Here is a 15616-nt window from a genome sequence, read left to right on the forward strand (position 1 = left end):
GGGCTTTCGCGCGCCTCGCCGAGCGCGTGACGGCCGCACCGCGCGGCCGCCACGCTGGAAAAGAAGCCTCACGGGTTGTTGAACTGGTTTTCATAGGTCTGTTGCTGTTGCATGTCCTGATTGAACTGCTGCTGTGCTTCTTCGTTTTGCTGTTCGGACTGTTGCATCGACTGCTGCATCTGCTGCAGGGCCTGCTGTTCCTGCTGCTGGGCCTGGTCGTCGCTGTCGTCGGTCGCCAGGCCGCCGCCGGCCACGCCCGGCGGAGCGGCCGGCAACGTGGCGCCGATCGCCGACAGGCGCACCGATCCCAGCACGGTGCCCGTCGTATCGGGCCGCGCCGCGTTGAACAGCGCGAGCATCGCGACGGCCGCGGCCGCGGCGAGAACCAATTGCATGATTCGCAGTTGCCGGCGCGGTGCGCCGGTTGCATGAATTTGAGGGGTCATACATCAGGTTTGCGCCACGTCGCTAGCCGGCACCTGGGAACGGCCTAGCGCTGACGTATGAAAACCGCGCGCCGCCTGCTACTTCGAGTCGACCTCGTCCTGGTACTTCTTGGTCATGTGCGCGACGGCCTGGTTCTGCGATTCCGCGAGGCCCTCCCGCGCGTCGCTGGCCCGCGCGGCGGCGTCCAGCGTCGGCTGTGCCTGGCCCTGGAAATGCGGCATGACTTCGGCGGCGAACAATTCGGCGGATCGCTTGGTGGCCGCCGGGTTCGCCCATTCGTGACCCATCTGCAGCATGCAGCCGAAACCGCCGGACTGATCCCACATCCGCTGCACCTGTTCGCGCGCCCGCTCGGGCGTGCCGATCACCCCCGCGCCGTTGTCGTTGATGACGTCGATCATTTCGTCGATCTGCTCGCCCGGCATGGTCATCTGCGGGAACGCGGCCACCTTCTGGAAGTAGCGGAACCACGACTCCAGGCCGAATTTCACGTCCTCGCGCGCCTGCTTGTCGGTCTCGGCGACGTGGAACGGCCCGACGAGGCTCCAGTTCTTGCGATCGACCTGGGTGCCGAACGCGGCCGCGCGCTCCTCGACGATGTCCCAGTGATACTGCAGCGCGTTGAACCCCTCGATGGTCAGCGTTGCTCCGATGGACAGCAGGCCGATGCCGTGCTTGCCGGCCAGCCGGGCGCCCGTCGGCGACGCGACGGCGGCCACCGCCAGCGGGACGCCCCCGTCGGAGTACGGGGCGAGTTGCAGCTTGGCGTCGAACAACTGGTGTGTCGCGGTTTTCGCGCTCACGGTCTCGCCCGCGAGCAGCCGAACCACGATGTCGAGATTGGTCTCGAGCAGCTCGCGGGTATCGGTCGGAGTGAGCCCGATCATCGACGAGTCGCTGGGCAGCGAGCCCGGCCCCACGCCGCCGATGATGCGACCGTGGGTGAGGTGATCCAGCATCATCAGACGGTCGGCGACCCACAGTGGGTTGTGATACGACAGCGAAATAACCCCAGTGCCAAAGCGAATCCACTTGGTTCGTTCCGCGGCGGCCGCGATGAAGATTTCCGGTGAGGCGATGATTTCGCTGCCGGCCGAGTGATGTTCGCCGATCCACGCCTCGTCGAAGCCGAGGGCGTCGAGGTGCTCTACGAATTCGAGATCGCGTTGCAGCGCAAGCGTCGGGTTGGTGCCGGCGCGGTGGAACGGTGCGATGAAATATCCGAACCTGAGCTTGGCCATGGGGCTCCCTTTGCAGTTGGGTTGCCCGAACCATAACTCAAGGCACCCGGCGTCAGGTGACATCCATGGTGCTCGCATTTGCTCAGCCGATGGGGCCAGGTTGCCATGGCCCCATCGGCTAGGGAGCAAGTCATTTTCGTGCCGCTGTGTTGCGGCAACTCAACGCGAAGCGGGAGGTTAGTTGCCGCCGCAGACGTTGCCGATGCAGCCACCGCCACCGCCGGGCCCGCCACCGCCGCCGCCGACGCCGGGGATGCTGCCGCTGCCGCCGCCGGGGCCGCCGCCGCCCGTGGGGCCGCCCGGAATGCTGCCGCTCCCGCCGTTCGGCCCGCCGCCACCGGTGGGGCCACCGGGCACGCTGCCGCCTCCGCCGTTCGGCCCGCCGCCGCCGGTGCCCGGGGCCGTGGTGACGGCGGTAGTCGATGTGGTGGTCGTCGTGCTGCTGCTCGGGCCCTTATTGCCCCCGCCGCACCCAACCGCTGCGACAAGCATTACTGCGCCGCCGAAGACGGCGAACGAAGTCCTGGCTGCAGATCTCATCGAACTCTCCGCTCTCACTACTGTGTGCGCGAACTTTTACGGTCCCTGGTTCATTACCCCGCTCGCGCCACCGTAAACCGCGCCGAACCCGAAGTCGCGCAGAAAAAGTCGACTGCCTTCGCGCTCAGGCCTCCTTGGTGATCAGCTTTTGCAGCGCCACCCGGTCTTGCGCCAGCAATTCGGCGATGCGCGGCTTGTTCACCTCGGCGACGATGATCTCGCCGACCTCCGGATAGACCTGGCTGAAGATGCCGTGCGACTTCATCTTCTCGGTCTGATAGAGGTTGTCTTCCGTCGGCGTCACGTAGTACACCGCGTCGGCCTTGAAGCGATGCACCAGCCAGAGGTGGATGAGCGTCATCAGCCGCTTCTGGCGCAGCTTTTCGGCGAAGGTGTTCTGGTCGCGCACCTGCAGGATGCTGCGGCCGTGCCGGTCCTTGATCGGGTCGACGACGACGTTGGCCAGCTGCTCGTCCCCGCCGCCGTAGATCCCGAGTTCGAGTACGTCGGAGCCGGCGCGGCGCGGTCGCAGCGTCACCCGCAGCTGCTCGTCCAGGTGGTAGTTCTCGCTCCACAGCGCCAGCCATTCCTCGAGCAGCTTCTTGGGCACTTCGGTCTGCGTGAGGTGCTGATGCTGCGTCGAGCCCTTGCCCATCGCCTTGGTGGTCGCGGTGCGGCCCGACGACGCGGCCAGTGCCGCGTCGCTGCGGGGCCCGCCCACCAGCGTCTGCGGCGTCCGGTAGGGCGACTCGACGAGGCGCATCTTGCGCTGCAGGCGCGCCAGCGCCAGCATGCCGTCCTGCCGCAGGTTGGTGGCGAACTCCTCGGCGGCGACGCCGTCGATCTGGTGACCGCCGTAGGTGATGAAGTTGAAGACGAAGCCCATCTTGCCGATCTCGGCCGGGAACTGCTTCATCTCCTCGTCGCTCATGCCGGTCGTGTCCCAGTTGAACGATGGCGAGAGGTTGTAGGCCAGCATCTGGTCGGGGAACTCGGCGTGGATCGCGTCGGCGAATTCTTTGGCGTCGGCGAGGTCCGCCGTCTTGGTCTCCATCCAGAGGATGTCGGCGAACGGCGCGGCGGCCAACGACTTGGCGATGGCGTACGGGATGCCGCCGCGGATCTGGTAGTAGCCCTCGGGGGTCTTCGCCAGCTCGCAGTCCCACGACGGGTCGACGCCCAGCTCCTTGGCCTTCGCCCGGGCGGTATACAACGATGCGCGGGCGGCGAATTGCCGCCACTCGTCGGGGCTCATGCTCGGCGGGTCGTCGTCCCTCTCGCCGAATTCGAGCACCTCCGCGACGGCTTCGCCGTAGGTCATCAGTCCGGCGTCGTCCTCCCAGGCCGCGACGAACCGGGACTCGACTTGGTCGAAGGCATCGTCGATGGTGTTCTCGCCGTTCTCCCGCCACTGCGTGACCGCCTCGGCGGCCAGGCCCAGGATGCCTTGGCGCTCAAGCCAAGCGTTGGCGGTGCCGTACTCGCCCTCGGCGAGCGCGTAGAGCTGGTGGCCGTTGAGTTCCGTGGCGCCCAGCTCGTAGAACTGGCGCACGAGTGCCAGGAAGCAGGCCTTGTACGACGGGATGGTGAGGTTGGTGACGCCGAGCAGGAACGGCTGATCGCGCTCGTCGGCGCGGCTGTCGATCAGGTTGGCCGCTTCGGCGTCGGTGCGGGCCACGATGATGCCGGGCACCCGCATGACGTCGAGCTGGAACCGCGCGGCGTTGAGGCGCTTGATCTGCTCGTCGGACGGCACCAGGACCTTGCCGCCCTGGTGCCCGCATTTCTTGGTGCCGGGCCGCTGGTCCTCGATGTGGTACCCCGGCACGCCGACCTCGACGAAGCGCCGGATCAGGTTGCGCACGTGCGGGTCACCGCCGTGACCAGTGTCGGCGTCGGCGATGATGAACGGCCGGAAGTCGTACTCGCGGGCCGTCGCGCGCTGCTGTTCGCTCATGTTCAGCCGCTGGTAGTGCTGGTTGCGGTCGGCGGTGAGCAGGGCGCGCACCAGCACCGCGGCATCGTCGGGCACCTGGCTCAGGGGATAGCTGGCGAGGTCGGGCCCGGGGTCCTCGGTGGTGGAGCCCTTGGCCGAGGTCGCCCAACCGCCGAGGTAGATGCCCTCGATGCCCATCCGCTTCATGCTCACGGCCTGGCCCGGCGAGTAGGGGCCGAAGGTGGTGATGCTCTTCTTCTCTGCGAACAGCTCGCGCAGGCGGGGGTAGAAAGCCGTTGCCGCCTCGCGTGCGACGGTGTAGTCGGTCGGGATCGTGCCGCGTTGCTCCGCTACCTGCCGGGCCGTGTAGAGGCGAATGATCCCGGCGAAGCGCGGGTCGTCAAAGTACCGCTGCGTGGCGGCGACGTCTTGTTCGAACGGTGCGGGGACTTCAGTGTCCGCGTCGATGATGGCCATGGCCTTTTGCTCCTCTTCCAGCACGATTCCGCTGAACGTGAGTCTAGCCCCGGACCGGAGAGTTCAATCATTGCCCGATGATGAGATTCCGACGGGACCAAAGCTGTTGTCAGACGCCGTACTCCAACCCGCCGGGCGCCATGACCGGCCGCGCGCGCTGATGCGACGACGGCGCTGTGACGGCTGTTTCGAGTGCGAACACGTCAAACACGTTGGAGCGCAGGGTGTTTCGATGGCCAGTGGATGCCGGCCTGGCGGTTCGTCGTCGCCGGCAGTCAACCTGTGCGTCAGTGCGTAGCAAACTGGATCCGCCTGTAAATAAAAGAAGACTGCCACAATCAGCAAACATTGGGTAGAGTCACCGCTGTGCAGACGGAGTTGCGCTATGAGCGTTGGTATGTGCTGCTGTCAACGCCGCTGGGGCTAGGGCCTAAGAGCAGCGAGGTGCGGGTCCAGGACGGGACCCTGCACGTGAAGATGGGCTGGGCGTTCGACGCCCATATCCCGGTCGCATCGATCACTAATGCCGAGGTGAGGCAGGAGCGCACGTTCACCGCGGGCGTGCACTACTCGAGCGGCCGCTGGCGGGTCAACGGCTCGGGCAAAGGGCTGGTGACCCTGACGATCGAACCGCCGGTGCCGGCGAAAGCCGTGCTGCGGTCGGTGCAACTGCGCTCGTTGGTGGTCAGCGTGACCGATCCGGAGGCGCTGATCGCCGCGTGCACCTCGGCCCGCGCCTAGCCAGAAGTCGAGGCCGCACGTCGGCTCAACCACTCCCGCTGGCGACGGATGAATTCCGCGTCGACGACTTTGCCGTGTCCGGGAACGTAGACGGCGTCGGGTCCGTCGACCGCAAGCAACCGGTCCAGGGTCGCCGGCCACGCCGCCAGATCGGAATCGGCATCGATATACGGGTCGGCGGACTCCTCGACGAGATCGCCGGTGAACACCACGACGGGCCCGTTGTCCCCGTCGCGCCCGGGCGCGGTCACGACCAGATCGGACGAGGTATGGCCCCGGCCCGGGTGCGTGATCGTCACGGCGCGGTCGCCGAGGTCGATCACCGCGTCGTACACGGCGTGCCGTGGCGGACGCAGCGCCGCGATCGCGCGGTCGATCTCTGCGGCGCCCGCCCCGTAGCTGAGCGCCTGGTGGCGGATTTCGCCGGTATTCGACGACAGATAATCGACAACGTCGGGCGCGCAGTAGACGTCGGCGTCGGTGAACCACGCCGAACCAAGGACATGGTCGAAGTGCTTGTGCGTCAACACAATATGAGTGATCGGACGTCCGGCGAGCTCACGGGCGTCACTGTCGATCGCGGCCGCCTCCGTGAGCGTGGTGCCACTATCGATAAGCAGTGCCCCGGCCCTGCCCGAGACTAGCCCGACCGTGACATCGCAGAACGCCAGCCGACAGCGATGCACGCTGGGGGTCAGCCGCTCCCACGCGAAGTGCACAGGATGAAAGGTAGCGCTGCAATTGCGTCCGAAAAAGTACCATTCGCTCATGGGGCGGAGACTGCGATGAACTCTTGTCGCGGCCGCTGTCACGGTCGCGCTGGCCACGGTGGCCGCGGGGGTGTTCTGGTACCGGCAGACCACCGGTGGGCTGGCCACCACCCCGGCCCGGCCCGCGTCACCGGTCAAGTTCATCGGGACCCACGTCGTCACCGTGGTGGCGGTCGACGCTAACGGGCACCCGGCCAACGGTTATCGGGTGGCGTCCGAGTCGCCGGACCCGGGCAGCGTCACGGAGGTTTCTGGCTGCGACGCATCGCGGGCGGCGATCGCCGACAACATCTACTCCTGTGCGCCCAGCGCCGCCGGGGCCGACGTGTGTTGGCCGTCCGGGCAGCGGAATCTGCTGTGTCTCATCGACCCATGGGCCAAGACCCCTTCGCCAGGTGGTGCAGAGCGGTCCGCTGCCCGCCGTGCACCCGACGGCCACGCCGGCCCCTTTCGCCCTGCAACTCGACGACGGCACCCAATGCCGCTTGCGCAACGGGGGCGCCTGGGGAGGGCGCGACGACGGCCTGGTCGGTGCGTACGGTTGCCCGTTCGAGTCCCCGGCGGTGCTCGTCGCCGTTTCCGCCAACCCCGGCGCCCCGGCGATCGACCGATCCCAGGCCCTCTGGACCGTCAAGGTCGGCGCGCTCGGGGCCGGTGGGGCCCACTTTCCGCCTCCCCAGGCGCACACGGTGACCACCGCGTGGTTCGCGGGCGACGCCTGAGCGGGATTGACGTGTCGGAAATTCCCGACGTATATTGCGGGGCGTGGCGACGTCCGATCGCGTCTTTCTCGCGTTGGCTAATCCGGTGCGACGCGAACTGCTGGAAATCCTCGCCGCGCGGGAGCTGTCGGCGGGAGAGCTCAGCGACCGCTTCAAGCTCAGCCGACCGGCCGTCGCCGAGCACCTCAAGGTGTTGCGGGATGCGGGGCTGGTCGCCGACGAGCCCCAGGGCCGGCGACGCATCTACCGCCTGACCGCCGAGCCATTGGCCGAGCTCGAACAGTGGCTGCATCCGTTCGAAAAGTTCTGGCGCGCAAGGCTTGCCGTGCTCGCCAAGGCAGCAGAGGAGCTGGAATGAACGAGGCCTCGACACCGGACACGATTCGGGTGGACCAATTCGTCGCGGCGCCGCCGGAGAAGGTGTGGCGCCTGTTGACCGAGCCCGAGCTGTTGCGACTCTGGTGGGCCGAGGGTCAGGTGGCCGCGGTGGTCGGCCATCAATTCACCCTCGACATGCCCGGCTACGGTAAACAACCCTGCAAGGTGCTCCAGGTCGATCCCCCACACCGGTTCGTCTATACCTTCACCCCGGCGTGGACCCTGACCTGGCGCCTGGAGCCAGAGGGCACCGGCACTCGAATATTCTTGGAACACAGCGGTTTTGATCTGAACGACAAGCGGATGGCCGACGCGTTCGAGCGCATGGGCACCGGATGGCGCGATGTCGTTCTCCCCCGCCTCGCCGCGGCCGCCGGCTAGGCATAGGAAAGGAAACGCGATGCGCGCAGTGGTGATCACCAAGCAAGGCGACCCGTCGGTGTTGCAGGTGCAGCAGCGCCCGGACCCGCCACCGCCGGGCCCGGGTCAGCTGCGGGTCGCGGTGCGTGCCGCCGGCGTGAACTTCGCCGACCACCTCGCACGCGTCGGGCTCTATCCCGACGCGCCGAAACTTCCCGCGGTGGTGGGCTACGAGGTTGCCGGCACCGTCGAGGCCGTCGGCGACGGCGTCGACGCCAGCCGCGTCGGCGAACGAGTCTTGGCCGGAACACGTTTTGGCGGCTACGCGGAAATCGTCAACGTGGCGGCCAGCGACTCGGTGACACTGCCCGACGCGCTCAGCTTCGAGCAGGGCGCCGCGGTGCCGGTCAACTACGCCACCGCATGGGCGGCGCTGCACGGCTACGGGTCGCTGCGCGCCGGCGAGCGGGTGCTGATTCACGCCGCCGCCGGTGGCGTCGGCATCGCCGCCGTCCAATTCGCGAAGGCGGCCGGGGCGGAAGTGCACGGCACCTCCTCGCCGGGGAAACACGCGAGGCTCGCTGAGCTCGGCGTCGACCGCGCGATCGACTACCGCCGCGACGGCTGGTGGAAGGGCCTGGGCCCCTACGATTTGGTCCTCGACGCGCTCGGCGGAACCTCGCTGCGGCGGTCCTACGCGCTGCTGCGGCCGGGCGGAAGGCTTGTCGGGTACGGGGTTTCGAACCTTCAGGAGGGTGAGAAGCGCTCGCTGCGCCGGGCCGCGCCGCAGGCGCTGGCGATGCTGCGGGGCTTCAACCTGCTCGACCAACTCTCGGAGTCCAAGGCCGTCATCGGCCTGAACATGCTGCGGCTGTGGGACGACCGCGGCACCCTGGAGCCGTGGATCAGCCCGCTCACCGAGGCGTTGCACGACGGCACCGTCTCCCCCGTCGTGCACGCCGCCGTGCCGTTCGACGAGGCGCCCGCCGCGCATCGGATCCTGGCCGCGCGGGAGAACATCGGCAAGGTCGTGCTGGTGCCGTGAGCTGACGCGTTTGGGCGGCCGCGGCGCTGGCTATCTTCCCAGCATGGCTGTCTCCGATTCCCGCGAACTCGTCATCGAGGCGACCCCCGACGAGATCATGGACGTGCTGTTCGACATCGAAGCACTGCCCGAATGGTCGTCGGTCCACCAGAAGGTCGAGGTCCTCGAACGCGACGCCCAGGGGCATCCGAGCAAGTCCCGACAGGTCGTCAAGATCGTGGGAGTCAGCGACGACCAGGTGCTGGCCTACACGGTGCACGACGACGGGGTGAGCTGGAAGCTGGTGAGCGCCAAACAGCAACGCGCACAAGACGCGCGGTACACGCTCACACCCGACGGCGACTCCACCCGGCTGCGATTCGATCTCTCGGTGGACCTCACGGTGCCGGTGCCCGGCTTCCTGGTCAAAAAGGGCGCCAAGGGACTGATGGACACCGCCACCAAGGGTCTGCGGAAGCGAGTGCTCGAAGTCAAAAAGGGCGGCTAGACCGCTATCTTCTTTGCCCGCGGTTGGTCACACTGGTCGGTATGAAGTACGTCGCGGCGCATCGCATCGCGGTGGCCGTCATCGGGCTGGCCTTGGCAGGCTCGGGGGTCACCAGTGCCGCGCCGGGCGCTCCCCTGACGATCAGCAGTCCCGCATTCGCCGACGGCGCGCCCATACCCTCGCTGTACACCTGCAAAGGGATGGACATGTCCCCACCTCTGACCTGGTCGGCGCCGTCGGGAGCGGCCCTCGTGGTCGACGACCCTGATGCCCCTGGCGGGATGTACATCCACTGGATTGTGGTCGGAATCGCCCCGGGTTCGGGCAGCGTCGTCGATGGCGGGACTCCACGTGGCGGGGTCACGCTGCCGAACTCCGCCGGCGAGAGTTTGTACGGCGGGCCATGTCCGCCGCCCGGTAGCGGAGCGCACCACTATCGGTTCACGTTGTATCAGCTGCCTAACGATTACCAGCTTCCCGGCGGGCTGGCAGGCGTGCAGGCCGCGCAGGCCATCGCCGGCGCCGCGACCGGACAGGCGCAGCTGACCGGAACGTTCAGCAGATAATCGGCTAGCGGTCGTCCAGGATCTGATACGCGGCATTGTACCCGGGGGTGAACGTGATGCCCGGTCCCCCATGGCATCCCGCGCCGCCGAGGTAGAGGCCGTCGATGCCGATCGGCATGTCCAGGAAGCCGGTCGGGCCGGGGCGGTTGGGCCCCATCAGGTCCGGGTGCAACAGCCCGTGGCAGAAGTCGCCCGCGGGCGCGCCGAACATCGTGTTCATGTGATAGGGCGCGAACACGATGTGGCGGATCACGATGTCCTTGAAGTTCGGGGCGAATTTCGTGATCTTGTCGATAACGCGTTGTGCCATCTCGTTTTTCAGATGGCCGTGCTGGTCCCGGTCGACCTCGACCGGGAAGGCGTAGGCGAACGCGCTCGCCGCGTGCTTGCCGGGCGGTGCCATGCCGGGGTCGTGTACCGACGGAATCTGCATGCCCATCGACGGGTTGTCCGGGACGAGTCCCTGCCGGCAGATCTCCCATTGCCGCTGCTGCTCCTCCGGGGTGCCGAAGATGCCGACCGACTGCTGCATGCCCTCTTCGTTGAGGAACTCATACGGCGGCGCGAACTCGGGCAGCCCGTCCAGGGCGAAGTGGATCTGCACGAAGGAGGCGCGGTGGTCGCGGCCGGAAACCCGGGAGACCAGCTCCGCGGGAACATGTTCGGGCGCAATGAGTTCGGTGAGGGTGACGTCGGGAGACAGGTTGGACACCACGATCGGCGCCGAGATCGTCGAACCGTCGCGCAGCCGGACCCCGGTCGTCTTGCCCTTGTCGACGAGGATCTCCTCGACCTTGGTCCGGAAGCGGACCTCGCCGCCATGGGAAAGGAATAGCTCGCGCAGGCGTTCGGTGAGCGCGCCGATGCCACCCTTGAGTTTGGTCATCATCGCGGTGCTGTCGTCGGGCACCGCCAGCGCGAACGCCAAACACGCGGCGCTGCCCGGGGTGTACGGGCCGCGGTAGGTGGAGTTGACGGCCAAAAACGCCAGCATTCCCCGCATTACGGCCTGCTTGTCCTTGTCCGGCAGGTAGCGGTCGATCACGTCCATCGCCGAGCCGAACAGCATTTCGTGAATCGCGCGGCGTTCGGCGTCATTGGTCGCGCAGGCGTACATCTGGTCGAGGGTCTTGGGCGGCTGGCAGACGTCGAAGCGGCCCAGCGCCCGCGCGGGCGCCCGGCTCCAGCCGATCAGCTCGGCCATGCCCAGCACGGCCTCCATGCCGTGCTTCTCGTTCAGGTGTGCCATCAGCTGCATCGGGTCGCGGTAGAACACCATCGGCTCTTCGCCGTTCTCGCCGATGTTGGTCGACATCACCTCGGGTTCTATCGCGGGCAGCGTGTCGAGGCCCAGGTCTTTGGTGAGTTGGCTCGCCATCGGGAACTGCACCGAGCCGGCGATCTCGTAGCGGAAGCCGTCGATCAGCTCGACCGTGGCCGCCATGCCGCCTGCGTACGTGTTGGCCTCCAGACACACGGTGCGCAGTCCGGCGCGTTGCAGGATCGCCGCGGCGGTCAGGCCGTTGTGCCCGGCGCCCACCACGATCGCGTCATAGTCCGTCTTGCTCATAGTCCTCGTTGTCCTCCCTGGGAATCGTGGGCGTGACAAGAATATGTCAGTACTGACATAATTGGAAGATGTCAGTACTGACTAATGCTAGGCGGCTGGGATACCATCGGCGGGACATGACCGCCCCGATGAACCGCCACGAGCTGCGCCGCCGGTCGACGCATGAGGCGCTTCGCCAGGCCGCCCTGAAGAGCTTCGCCCGCAAGGGGTTTGCGAACGTGACCGTCACGGAGTTGGCGCGCGAGGCCGGCGTCACCGAGCGGACCTTCTTCCGGCACTTCCCCACCAAGGAAGCGGTGCTGTTCCAGGATTACGAGAGCCAGCTGGAATGGCTGGCCGAGGCGCTCGCCCAGCGGCCGGCGTCTGAGTCGCTGTTCGACGCGGTGCTCGCGAGCGTTGCGGTCTTTCCACACGACCTCGAGGTGGTCCGCCAGGCGGCGACGGCGCGCACGGAACTGATCAGCGCGGAGCGCATCGCCGGTCACCTGCGGGTGGTGCAACACTCGTTCGCCGCGGTGCTGACCGAGTTCGTCAGAAACCGCAACCCGGATGCGCCGAACATCGAGTTGGGCGCCGAGGTCGCGGGGTCTGCACTGGCGGCGGCTTTGGTTGTAGCGGTGGAGAATTGGGGGCGCAACGGCTGCGTCGACGACCTCGGGGAGCTGGTGCTCGCGAGCGTGGAGCTGGTTCGCTCCGGCTTGGCGCCGCTGACCTGATCCGCCGTCGTCCTCAGCCGCCGCACCCCGCCGCTTCGCCCCGGCCTAACGTCATAGCCGGGCGGACGCCGCCCTGCTGACCGGAGGAGGGCAAATGCCGCTGCTGAACATCGACCTGATCGAGGGTCGTAGCCAGTCGGAGGTTCAGGAGTTGCTCGACGCAGCCCATGACGCCGTCGTCGGGGCGTTCGCGGTGCCCCCTGGTGACCGGTATCAGGTGGTGCACACCCATCCCGCTCACGAAATCGTCGCGTGGGACACCGGTCTCGGCATCGACCGCTCGGCTCGGCTGGTGGTGGTGCAAGTGGTGAGTCGCCGGCGCACCCGGGCCATGAAGAAACGCTTCTATGAGCTGCTGGCCTCCAATCTCGCCGAGCGATGCGGGCTGGACCCGGCCGACCTGATCGTCTCGATCACCGAAAACGGTGACGACGATTGGTCTTTCGGTCACGGCCGCGCGCAGTTCCTGACCGGGGAGCTGAAGTGAACACCCGGCTCACCGAGTACTTCGGCATCGAGCACCCGGTCCTGCTCGCGCCGATGGCCATGGTGTCCGGGGGCCGACTGGCAGCGGCGGTGACGGCCGCCGGCGGCCTCGGCCTGATCGGCGGTGGCTACGGCGACGCCGACTGGCTGCGGCGGGAATTCGATCAAGCGGGCACGGCGAAAGTGGGATGCGGCTTCATCACGTGGAGCCTGGCCAACAACCCCGAACTCCTCGACCAGACCCTGGAACGGACGCCGGCCGCAATCATGTTGTCGTTCGGCGACATCCGCCCGTTCGCCGAACGCATCCGTGCCGCCGGCGTTCCGCTGATCGCCCAGGCGCAGAACCTGGACCACGCGCGCCAGGCGCTGGACGCCGGCGCCGACATCGTCGTGGCGCAGGGCGGCGAGGCCGGCGGCCACGGCATGACCGTCCGGTCCACCTTCACGCTGGTGCCCGACGTCGTCGACCTGGCCGCCGCGCGCTCCCCCGAAACGCTGGTGCTGGCCGCCGGTGGGGTGGCCGACGGTCGTGGGCTTGCGGCGGCGCTGGCGCTCGGTGCCGACGGCGTGGTGGTCGGCACCCGGTTGTGGGCCAGCGCCGAGGCGTTGGTGTCGCCGCGGGCTCAGCAGCGGGCGGTCCAGGCCTGCGGTGACGACACGGTGCGGACCCGCGTGTACGACGTTGTGCGGCAAATTGATTGGCCCGCCGACTACACCGTACGGGCGCTGCGCAGTCCGTTCCTCGATACCTGGCACGACAACGACGACGGGCTGTCGGCGGCCCTGCCCGAGGCGCTGGCCACGTTCCAGAAGGCCGTGGCGGCAGAGGACTTCGACGCCGCACCGGTCATCGTCGGCGAAGCGGCGGGGCTCGTCCGCGACGTCCGCCCGGCCGCCGACATCGTCCGCGACATGGCGCGCGATGCCGCCCGGATCCTGGGCCGGGCGTGACGATCAGTACAGCGGTGACCAGTCCGACGTCCGCAACAGGCGGCTCTGCCACTGGTCGCGATACTTGAGCGCCTCGACCATGTAACTGCCGGGAACCCGGTGCTCGGGCGCGGTCTCGGTGGTCAGCAGGCGAACCAGCGCCGCGTAATCGTTGGCGTCCTCAATCTTCTGCCACAGCATGGCTTCTCGTCGTCGGCTGCTACCGTGCGCAACCTGAAAGCACGCCTGGATATCCAGGATTCGCATCCCGCGCGGGGCTTTGGAAAGCAGCCGGTAATAAATCTCGTCCCACATCTGGATGTAGTCGTCGAGTGGAGCGTAGGGCCAACCGGTGTCCTCCATGAACAGGCTCAGCGGATGCGTCGCGCCATCGGTGGGCACCGTCGCCAGGTCCACCGTCTGCAGCGGCGACCAGTCAACCGGCAGCAGCAGTTTGCCGATCACGCCGTGGCGCAGCCGATCCAGTTCGCGCATCCACGGATTGAGATCCCCGTTCTGCGTGCGGTGAGCGAGCCGCTCCCACGCGGCGCCGTCGCTGATCCCGGTGATGGTGACGACGTTGTACGCCATCCCGGAGCCGTGCGCGTGGTTGGTGTACCAGAGCAGCCGGGCGTCATCGTCGGCGGCCAGCGTGGGCATCCAGCCGTCCCGGTAGGCGGCCTCGAACTCCTCTTCGCGCACGCCAACCACCTTGTGGGTCTCGTGGAGGAACAGCACTGGAACTCCCTACATTTCAGACATCATTGGCGATCAGCGCGGCGATCTGGTGGCGGCTGACCTTGCCGGTATCGCTGTACGGGATCTGGTCGACGATCGCCAACCGCTCCGGCAGCTTGAAGTGGGCGATCGAATCGCGACAGTGTGAGCGCAGCTCGTCGAGCGTGACCGGGGCGTGTGCCACCACCAAGGCCCCCACCCGCTGCCCGAATTCGTCGTCGGCGATCCCGGCGACCGCGACGTCGGTGACCGCCGGATGGGAGCGCAGCGCCTCTTCCACCTCGATCGGACCGAACTTCTCTCCCCCACGGTTGATGGTGTCGCTGAGCCGGCCGCTAGGGAAGATGTAGCCGTCGGAATCCTGGCGGCCCAGGTCGCCGGTGTGCAGCCAGCCGCCCAGCACGTTCTGGCTGGTGTTCACCCACAACTCACCCACCGTTCCGGGCTCGACGTCGACGCCGGTGGCAGGGTCCACGACTCGCACGTCAACGCCCGGTAGCGGTCGCCCGACGGATCCCGCCCGGGCGGGATCGCCGTGGTCGGCGGGCAGCAGCGTCGTGTAGGCGCCGAGGGTCTCCGTCTGGCCGAATACATTGGCGAAAGCCACCTTTGGGAACGCGGCCATCGCCCTGCGGACCAACGCGATCGGTGCGGCGGCGGCGCCGTAGGCGATGGCCACTAGCGACGTCAGATCGGTTTCGGCGAAATCGGGATGATCGAGGATTCGTTGCAGCATGGTCGGCACCAGGAACATGGTGGCCACCCGATGCTCGGACACCAGACGTAACCACTCGCCGGCGTCGAACCGGGTCTGCACCACCAGGGTGTTGCCCGAACTGAGGCTGCCGAGCACGCCCAGGGAGCCGCCGACATGGAAGAACGGGACGCACATCATCCCGACGGTCGGGGGCGTTTCCGCGCGGAACGGCGCCGACATCCCGCTGAGCCGCGCAGCAAGCTGGCCGCTGGTGATGCTGACCGCCTTGGGCAGCCCGGTCGTGCCGCTGGTGAACAGAATCAAAGCGGCTGCGGTGTCGGGAGTTTCAGCAGTCTCGGGTACCCGCGCGGGCACGGCCGCCAGATCGGACTCCGTCACAACCGTGGTCGCCCCCGCGTCGCGCAGCCGGTCGGCGTAGGCCTGCCCTGCGACGCCGACCCCCGCGCAGTCGGCGTTCTTCAGCAGCCCGCGCAGCTCTGGCGGTGTCAGGGCCGGATTCATCAGCGCCGCCGCGGCACCGATAAGCGCCGCCGCGAGCAGTGTCGCAATGGACAACAGGCTTCCGCCGTCAACGACGGCGACCCGGTCGCCGGCCACGATGCCGCGCGCGGCCAGCACCGCAGCGCACTGCCGAACCGTCGCCGCCAGTTCGTCGTAACTGATTGCGCGCCGGTCGATGACGAGCGCGGTCCTGCCGGGATCACCGGCCGCGGCGGCGTCGAGGACTGTGCCCGTATTCATTCGC

General features: G+C 67.7%; 18 protein-coding genes. 10 read left to right on the plus strand and 8 right to left on the minus strand.

The features are described from left to right. Positions 1–68: 68 nt before the first annotated feature. The 4 genes from MRAB57_RS22180 to aceA all read right to left on the minus strand — a co-directional run bounded on the left by MRAB57_RS22180 (position 69) and on the right by aceA (position 4641). On the minus strand, positions 69–389 hold the full coding sequence (locus MRAB57_RS22180; RefSeq protein ID WP_157900652.1) for a hypothetical protein: 321 nt from the start codon (positions 387–389) through the stop codon (positions 69–71). A 135-nt stretch (positions 390–524) separates the two neighbouring features. Then, positions 525–1688: an LLM class flavin-dependent oxidoreductase gene (locus MRAB57_RS22185; protein WP_077089254.1), complete on the minus strand. Its 1164-nt coding sequence runs from the start codon at positions 1686–1688 to the stop codon at positions 525–527. A gap of 177 nt (positions 1689–1865) precedes the next feature. Beyond that, positions 1866–2228 (minus strand): hypothetical protein, encoded by a 363-nt coding sequence (locus tag MRAB57_RS22190; protein ID WP_077089255.1) that lies wholly within the window; start codon positions 2226–2228, stop codon positions 1866–1868. A gap of 124 nt (positions 2229–2352) precedes the next feature. After that, on the minus strand, positions 2353–4641 hold the full coding sequence (gene aceA, locus MRAB57_RS22195) for an isocitrate lyase ICL2 (protein ID WP_077090771.1): 2289 nt from the start codon (positions 4639–4641) through the stop codon (positions 2353–2355). Positions 4642–5007: 366 nt separating this feature from the next. Between aceA and MRAB57_RS22200 the strand changes: the two genes are divergently transcribed. After that, a complete protein-coding gene (locus MRAB57_RS22200; RefSeq protein ID WP_077089256.1) occupies positions 5008–5382 on the plus strand; it encodes a hypothetical protein in 375 nt (124 codons plus the stop codon). On the opposite strand, the gene MRAB57_RS22205 is transcribed toward MRAB57_RS22200, so the two are convergent. Beyond that, positions 5379–6101: an MBL fold metallo-hydrolase gene (locus MRAB57_RS22205; RefSeq protein ID WP_077090772.1), complete on the minus strand. Its 723-nt coding sequence runs from the start codon at positions 6099–6101 to the stop codon at positions 5379–5381. The two genes, MRAB57_RS22200 and MRAB57_RS22205, sit on opposite strands and share 4 nt — an antisense overlap. A 446-nt stretch (positions 6102–6547) precedes the next feature. On the opposite strand from MRAB57_RS22205, the gene MRAB57_RS22210 reads away from it, so the two are divergent. Genes MRAB57_RS22210 through MRAB57_RS22235 form a run of 6 tightly spaced genes read left to right on the plus strand, consistent with a single transcriptional unit; the run spans position 6548 to position 9710 of the window. Next, complete coding sequence (locus MRAB57_RS22210) at positions 6548–6874, plus strand: hypothetical protein (protein ID WP_077089257.1); 327 nt, start codon at positions 6548–6550, stop codon at positions 6872–6874. A gap of 43 nt (positions 6875–6917) precedes the next feature. Beyond that, a complete protein-coding gene (locus MRAB57_RS22215; protein ID WP_083743502.1) occupies positions 6918–7232 on the plus strand; it encodes an ArsR/SmtB family transcription factor in 315 nt (104 codons plus the stop codon). Then, a complete protein-coding gene (locus MRAB57_RS22220; RefSeq protein WP_077089259.1) occupies positions 7229–7633 on the plus strand; it encodes an SRPBCC family protein in 405 nt (134 codons plus the stop codon). The genes MRAB57_RS22215 and MRAB57_RS22220 overlap by 4 nt, the downstream gene beginning before the upstream one ends. Positions 7634–7652: 19 nt before the next feature. Continuing rightward, positions 7653–8657, plus strand: coding sequence for a zinc-binding dehydrogenase (locus tag MRAB57_RS22225; RefSeq protein WP_077089260.1), 1005 nt, complete (start codon positions 7653–7655; stop codon positions 8655–8657). A gap of 43 nt (positions 8658–8700) precedes the next feature. Beyond that, positions 8701–9144 (plus strand): SRPBCC family protein, encoded by a 444-nt coding sequence (locus MRAB57_RS22230; protein ID WP_077090773.1) that lies wholly within the window; start codon positions 8701–8703, stop codon positions 9142–9144. Positions 9145–9185: 41 nt separating this feature from the next. Further along, positions 9186–9710: a YbhB/YbcL family Raf kinase inhibitor-like protein gene (locus MRAB57_RS22235; RefSeq protein WP_077089261.1), complete on the plus strand. Its 525-nt coding sequence runs from the start codon at positions 9186–9188 to the stop codon at positions 9708–9710. A 4-nt stretch (positions 9711–9714) separates the two neighbouring features. Here MRAB57_RS22235 and MRAB57_RS22240 read toward each other — a convergent pair whose 3' ends face one another. Continuing rightward, on the minus strand, positions 9715–11280 hold the full coding sequence (locus MRAB57_RS22240; RefSeq protein WP_077089262.1) for a phytoene desaturase family protein: 1566 nt from the start codon (positions 11278–11280) through the stop codon (positions 9715–9717). A 116-nt stretch (positions 11281–11396) separates the two neighbouring features. Between MRAB57_RS22240 and MRAB57_RS22245 the strand changes: the two genes are divergently transcribed. The 3 genes from MRAB57_RS22245 to MRAB57_RS22255 all read left to right on the plus strand — a co-directional run bounded on the left by MRAB57_RS22245 (position 11397) and on the right by MRAB57_RS22255 (position 13436). After that, positions 11397–11996, plus strand: a complete 600-nt coding sequence (locus MRAB57_RS22245; protein ID WP_077089263.1) for a TetR/AcrR family transcriptional regulator — start codon at positions 11397–11399, stop codon at positions 11994–11996. 94 nt (positions 11997–12090) lie between these two features. After that, complete coding sequence (locus tag MRAB57_RS22250) at positions 12091–12483, plus strand: tautomerase family protein (protein WP_077089264.1); 393 nt, start codon at positions 12091–12093, stop codon at positions 12481–12483. Continuing rightward, the gene (locus MRAB57_RS22255) at positions 12480–13436 is read left to right on the plus strand and encodes an NAD(P)H-dependent flavin oxidoreductase (protein WP_077089265.1); all 957 of its coding nucleotides are present in this window, start codon (positions 12480–12482) and stop codon (positions 13434–13436) included. Before MRAB57_RS22250 ends, MRAB57_RS22255 begins: the two co-directional genes overlap by 4 nt. Positions 13437–13439: 3 nt before the next feature. Here MRAB57_RS22255 and MRAB57_RS22260 read toward each other — a convergent pair whose 3' ends face one another. Further along, positions 13440–14153, minus strand: a complete 714-nt coding sequence (locus tag MRAB57_RS22260; protein WP_077089266.1) for a hypothetical protein — start codon at positions 14151–14153, stop codon at positions 13440–13442. A gap of 16 nt (positions 14154–14169) precedes the next feature. After that, positions 14170–15612, minus strand: coding sequence for a class I adenylate-forming enzyme family protein (locus tag MRAB57_RS22265; RefSeq protein ID WP_077089267.1), 1443 nt, complete (start codon positions 15610–15612; stop codon positions 14170–14172). Between the last annotated feature and the right edge of the window lie 4 nt (positions 15613–15616).

It is taken from the genome of Mycobacterium rhizamassiliense (genome assembly GCF_900157375.1).
Lineage (GTDB): Bacteria > Actinomycetota > Actinomycetes > Mycobacteriales > Mycobacteriaceae > Mycobacterium > Mycobacterium rhizamassiliense.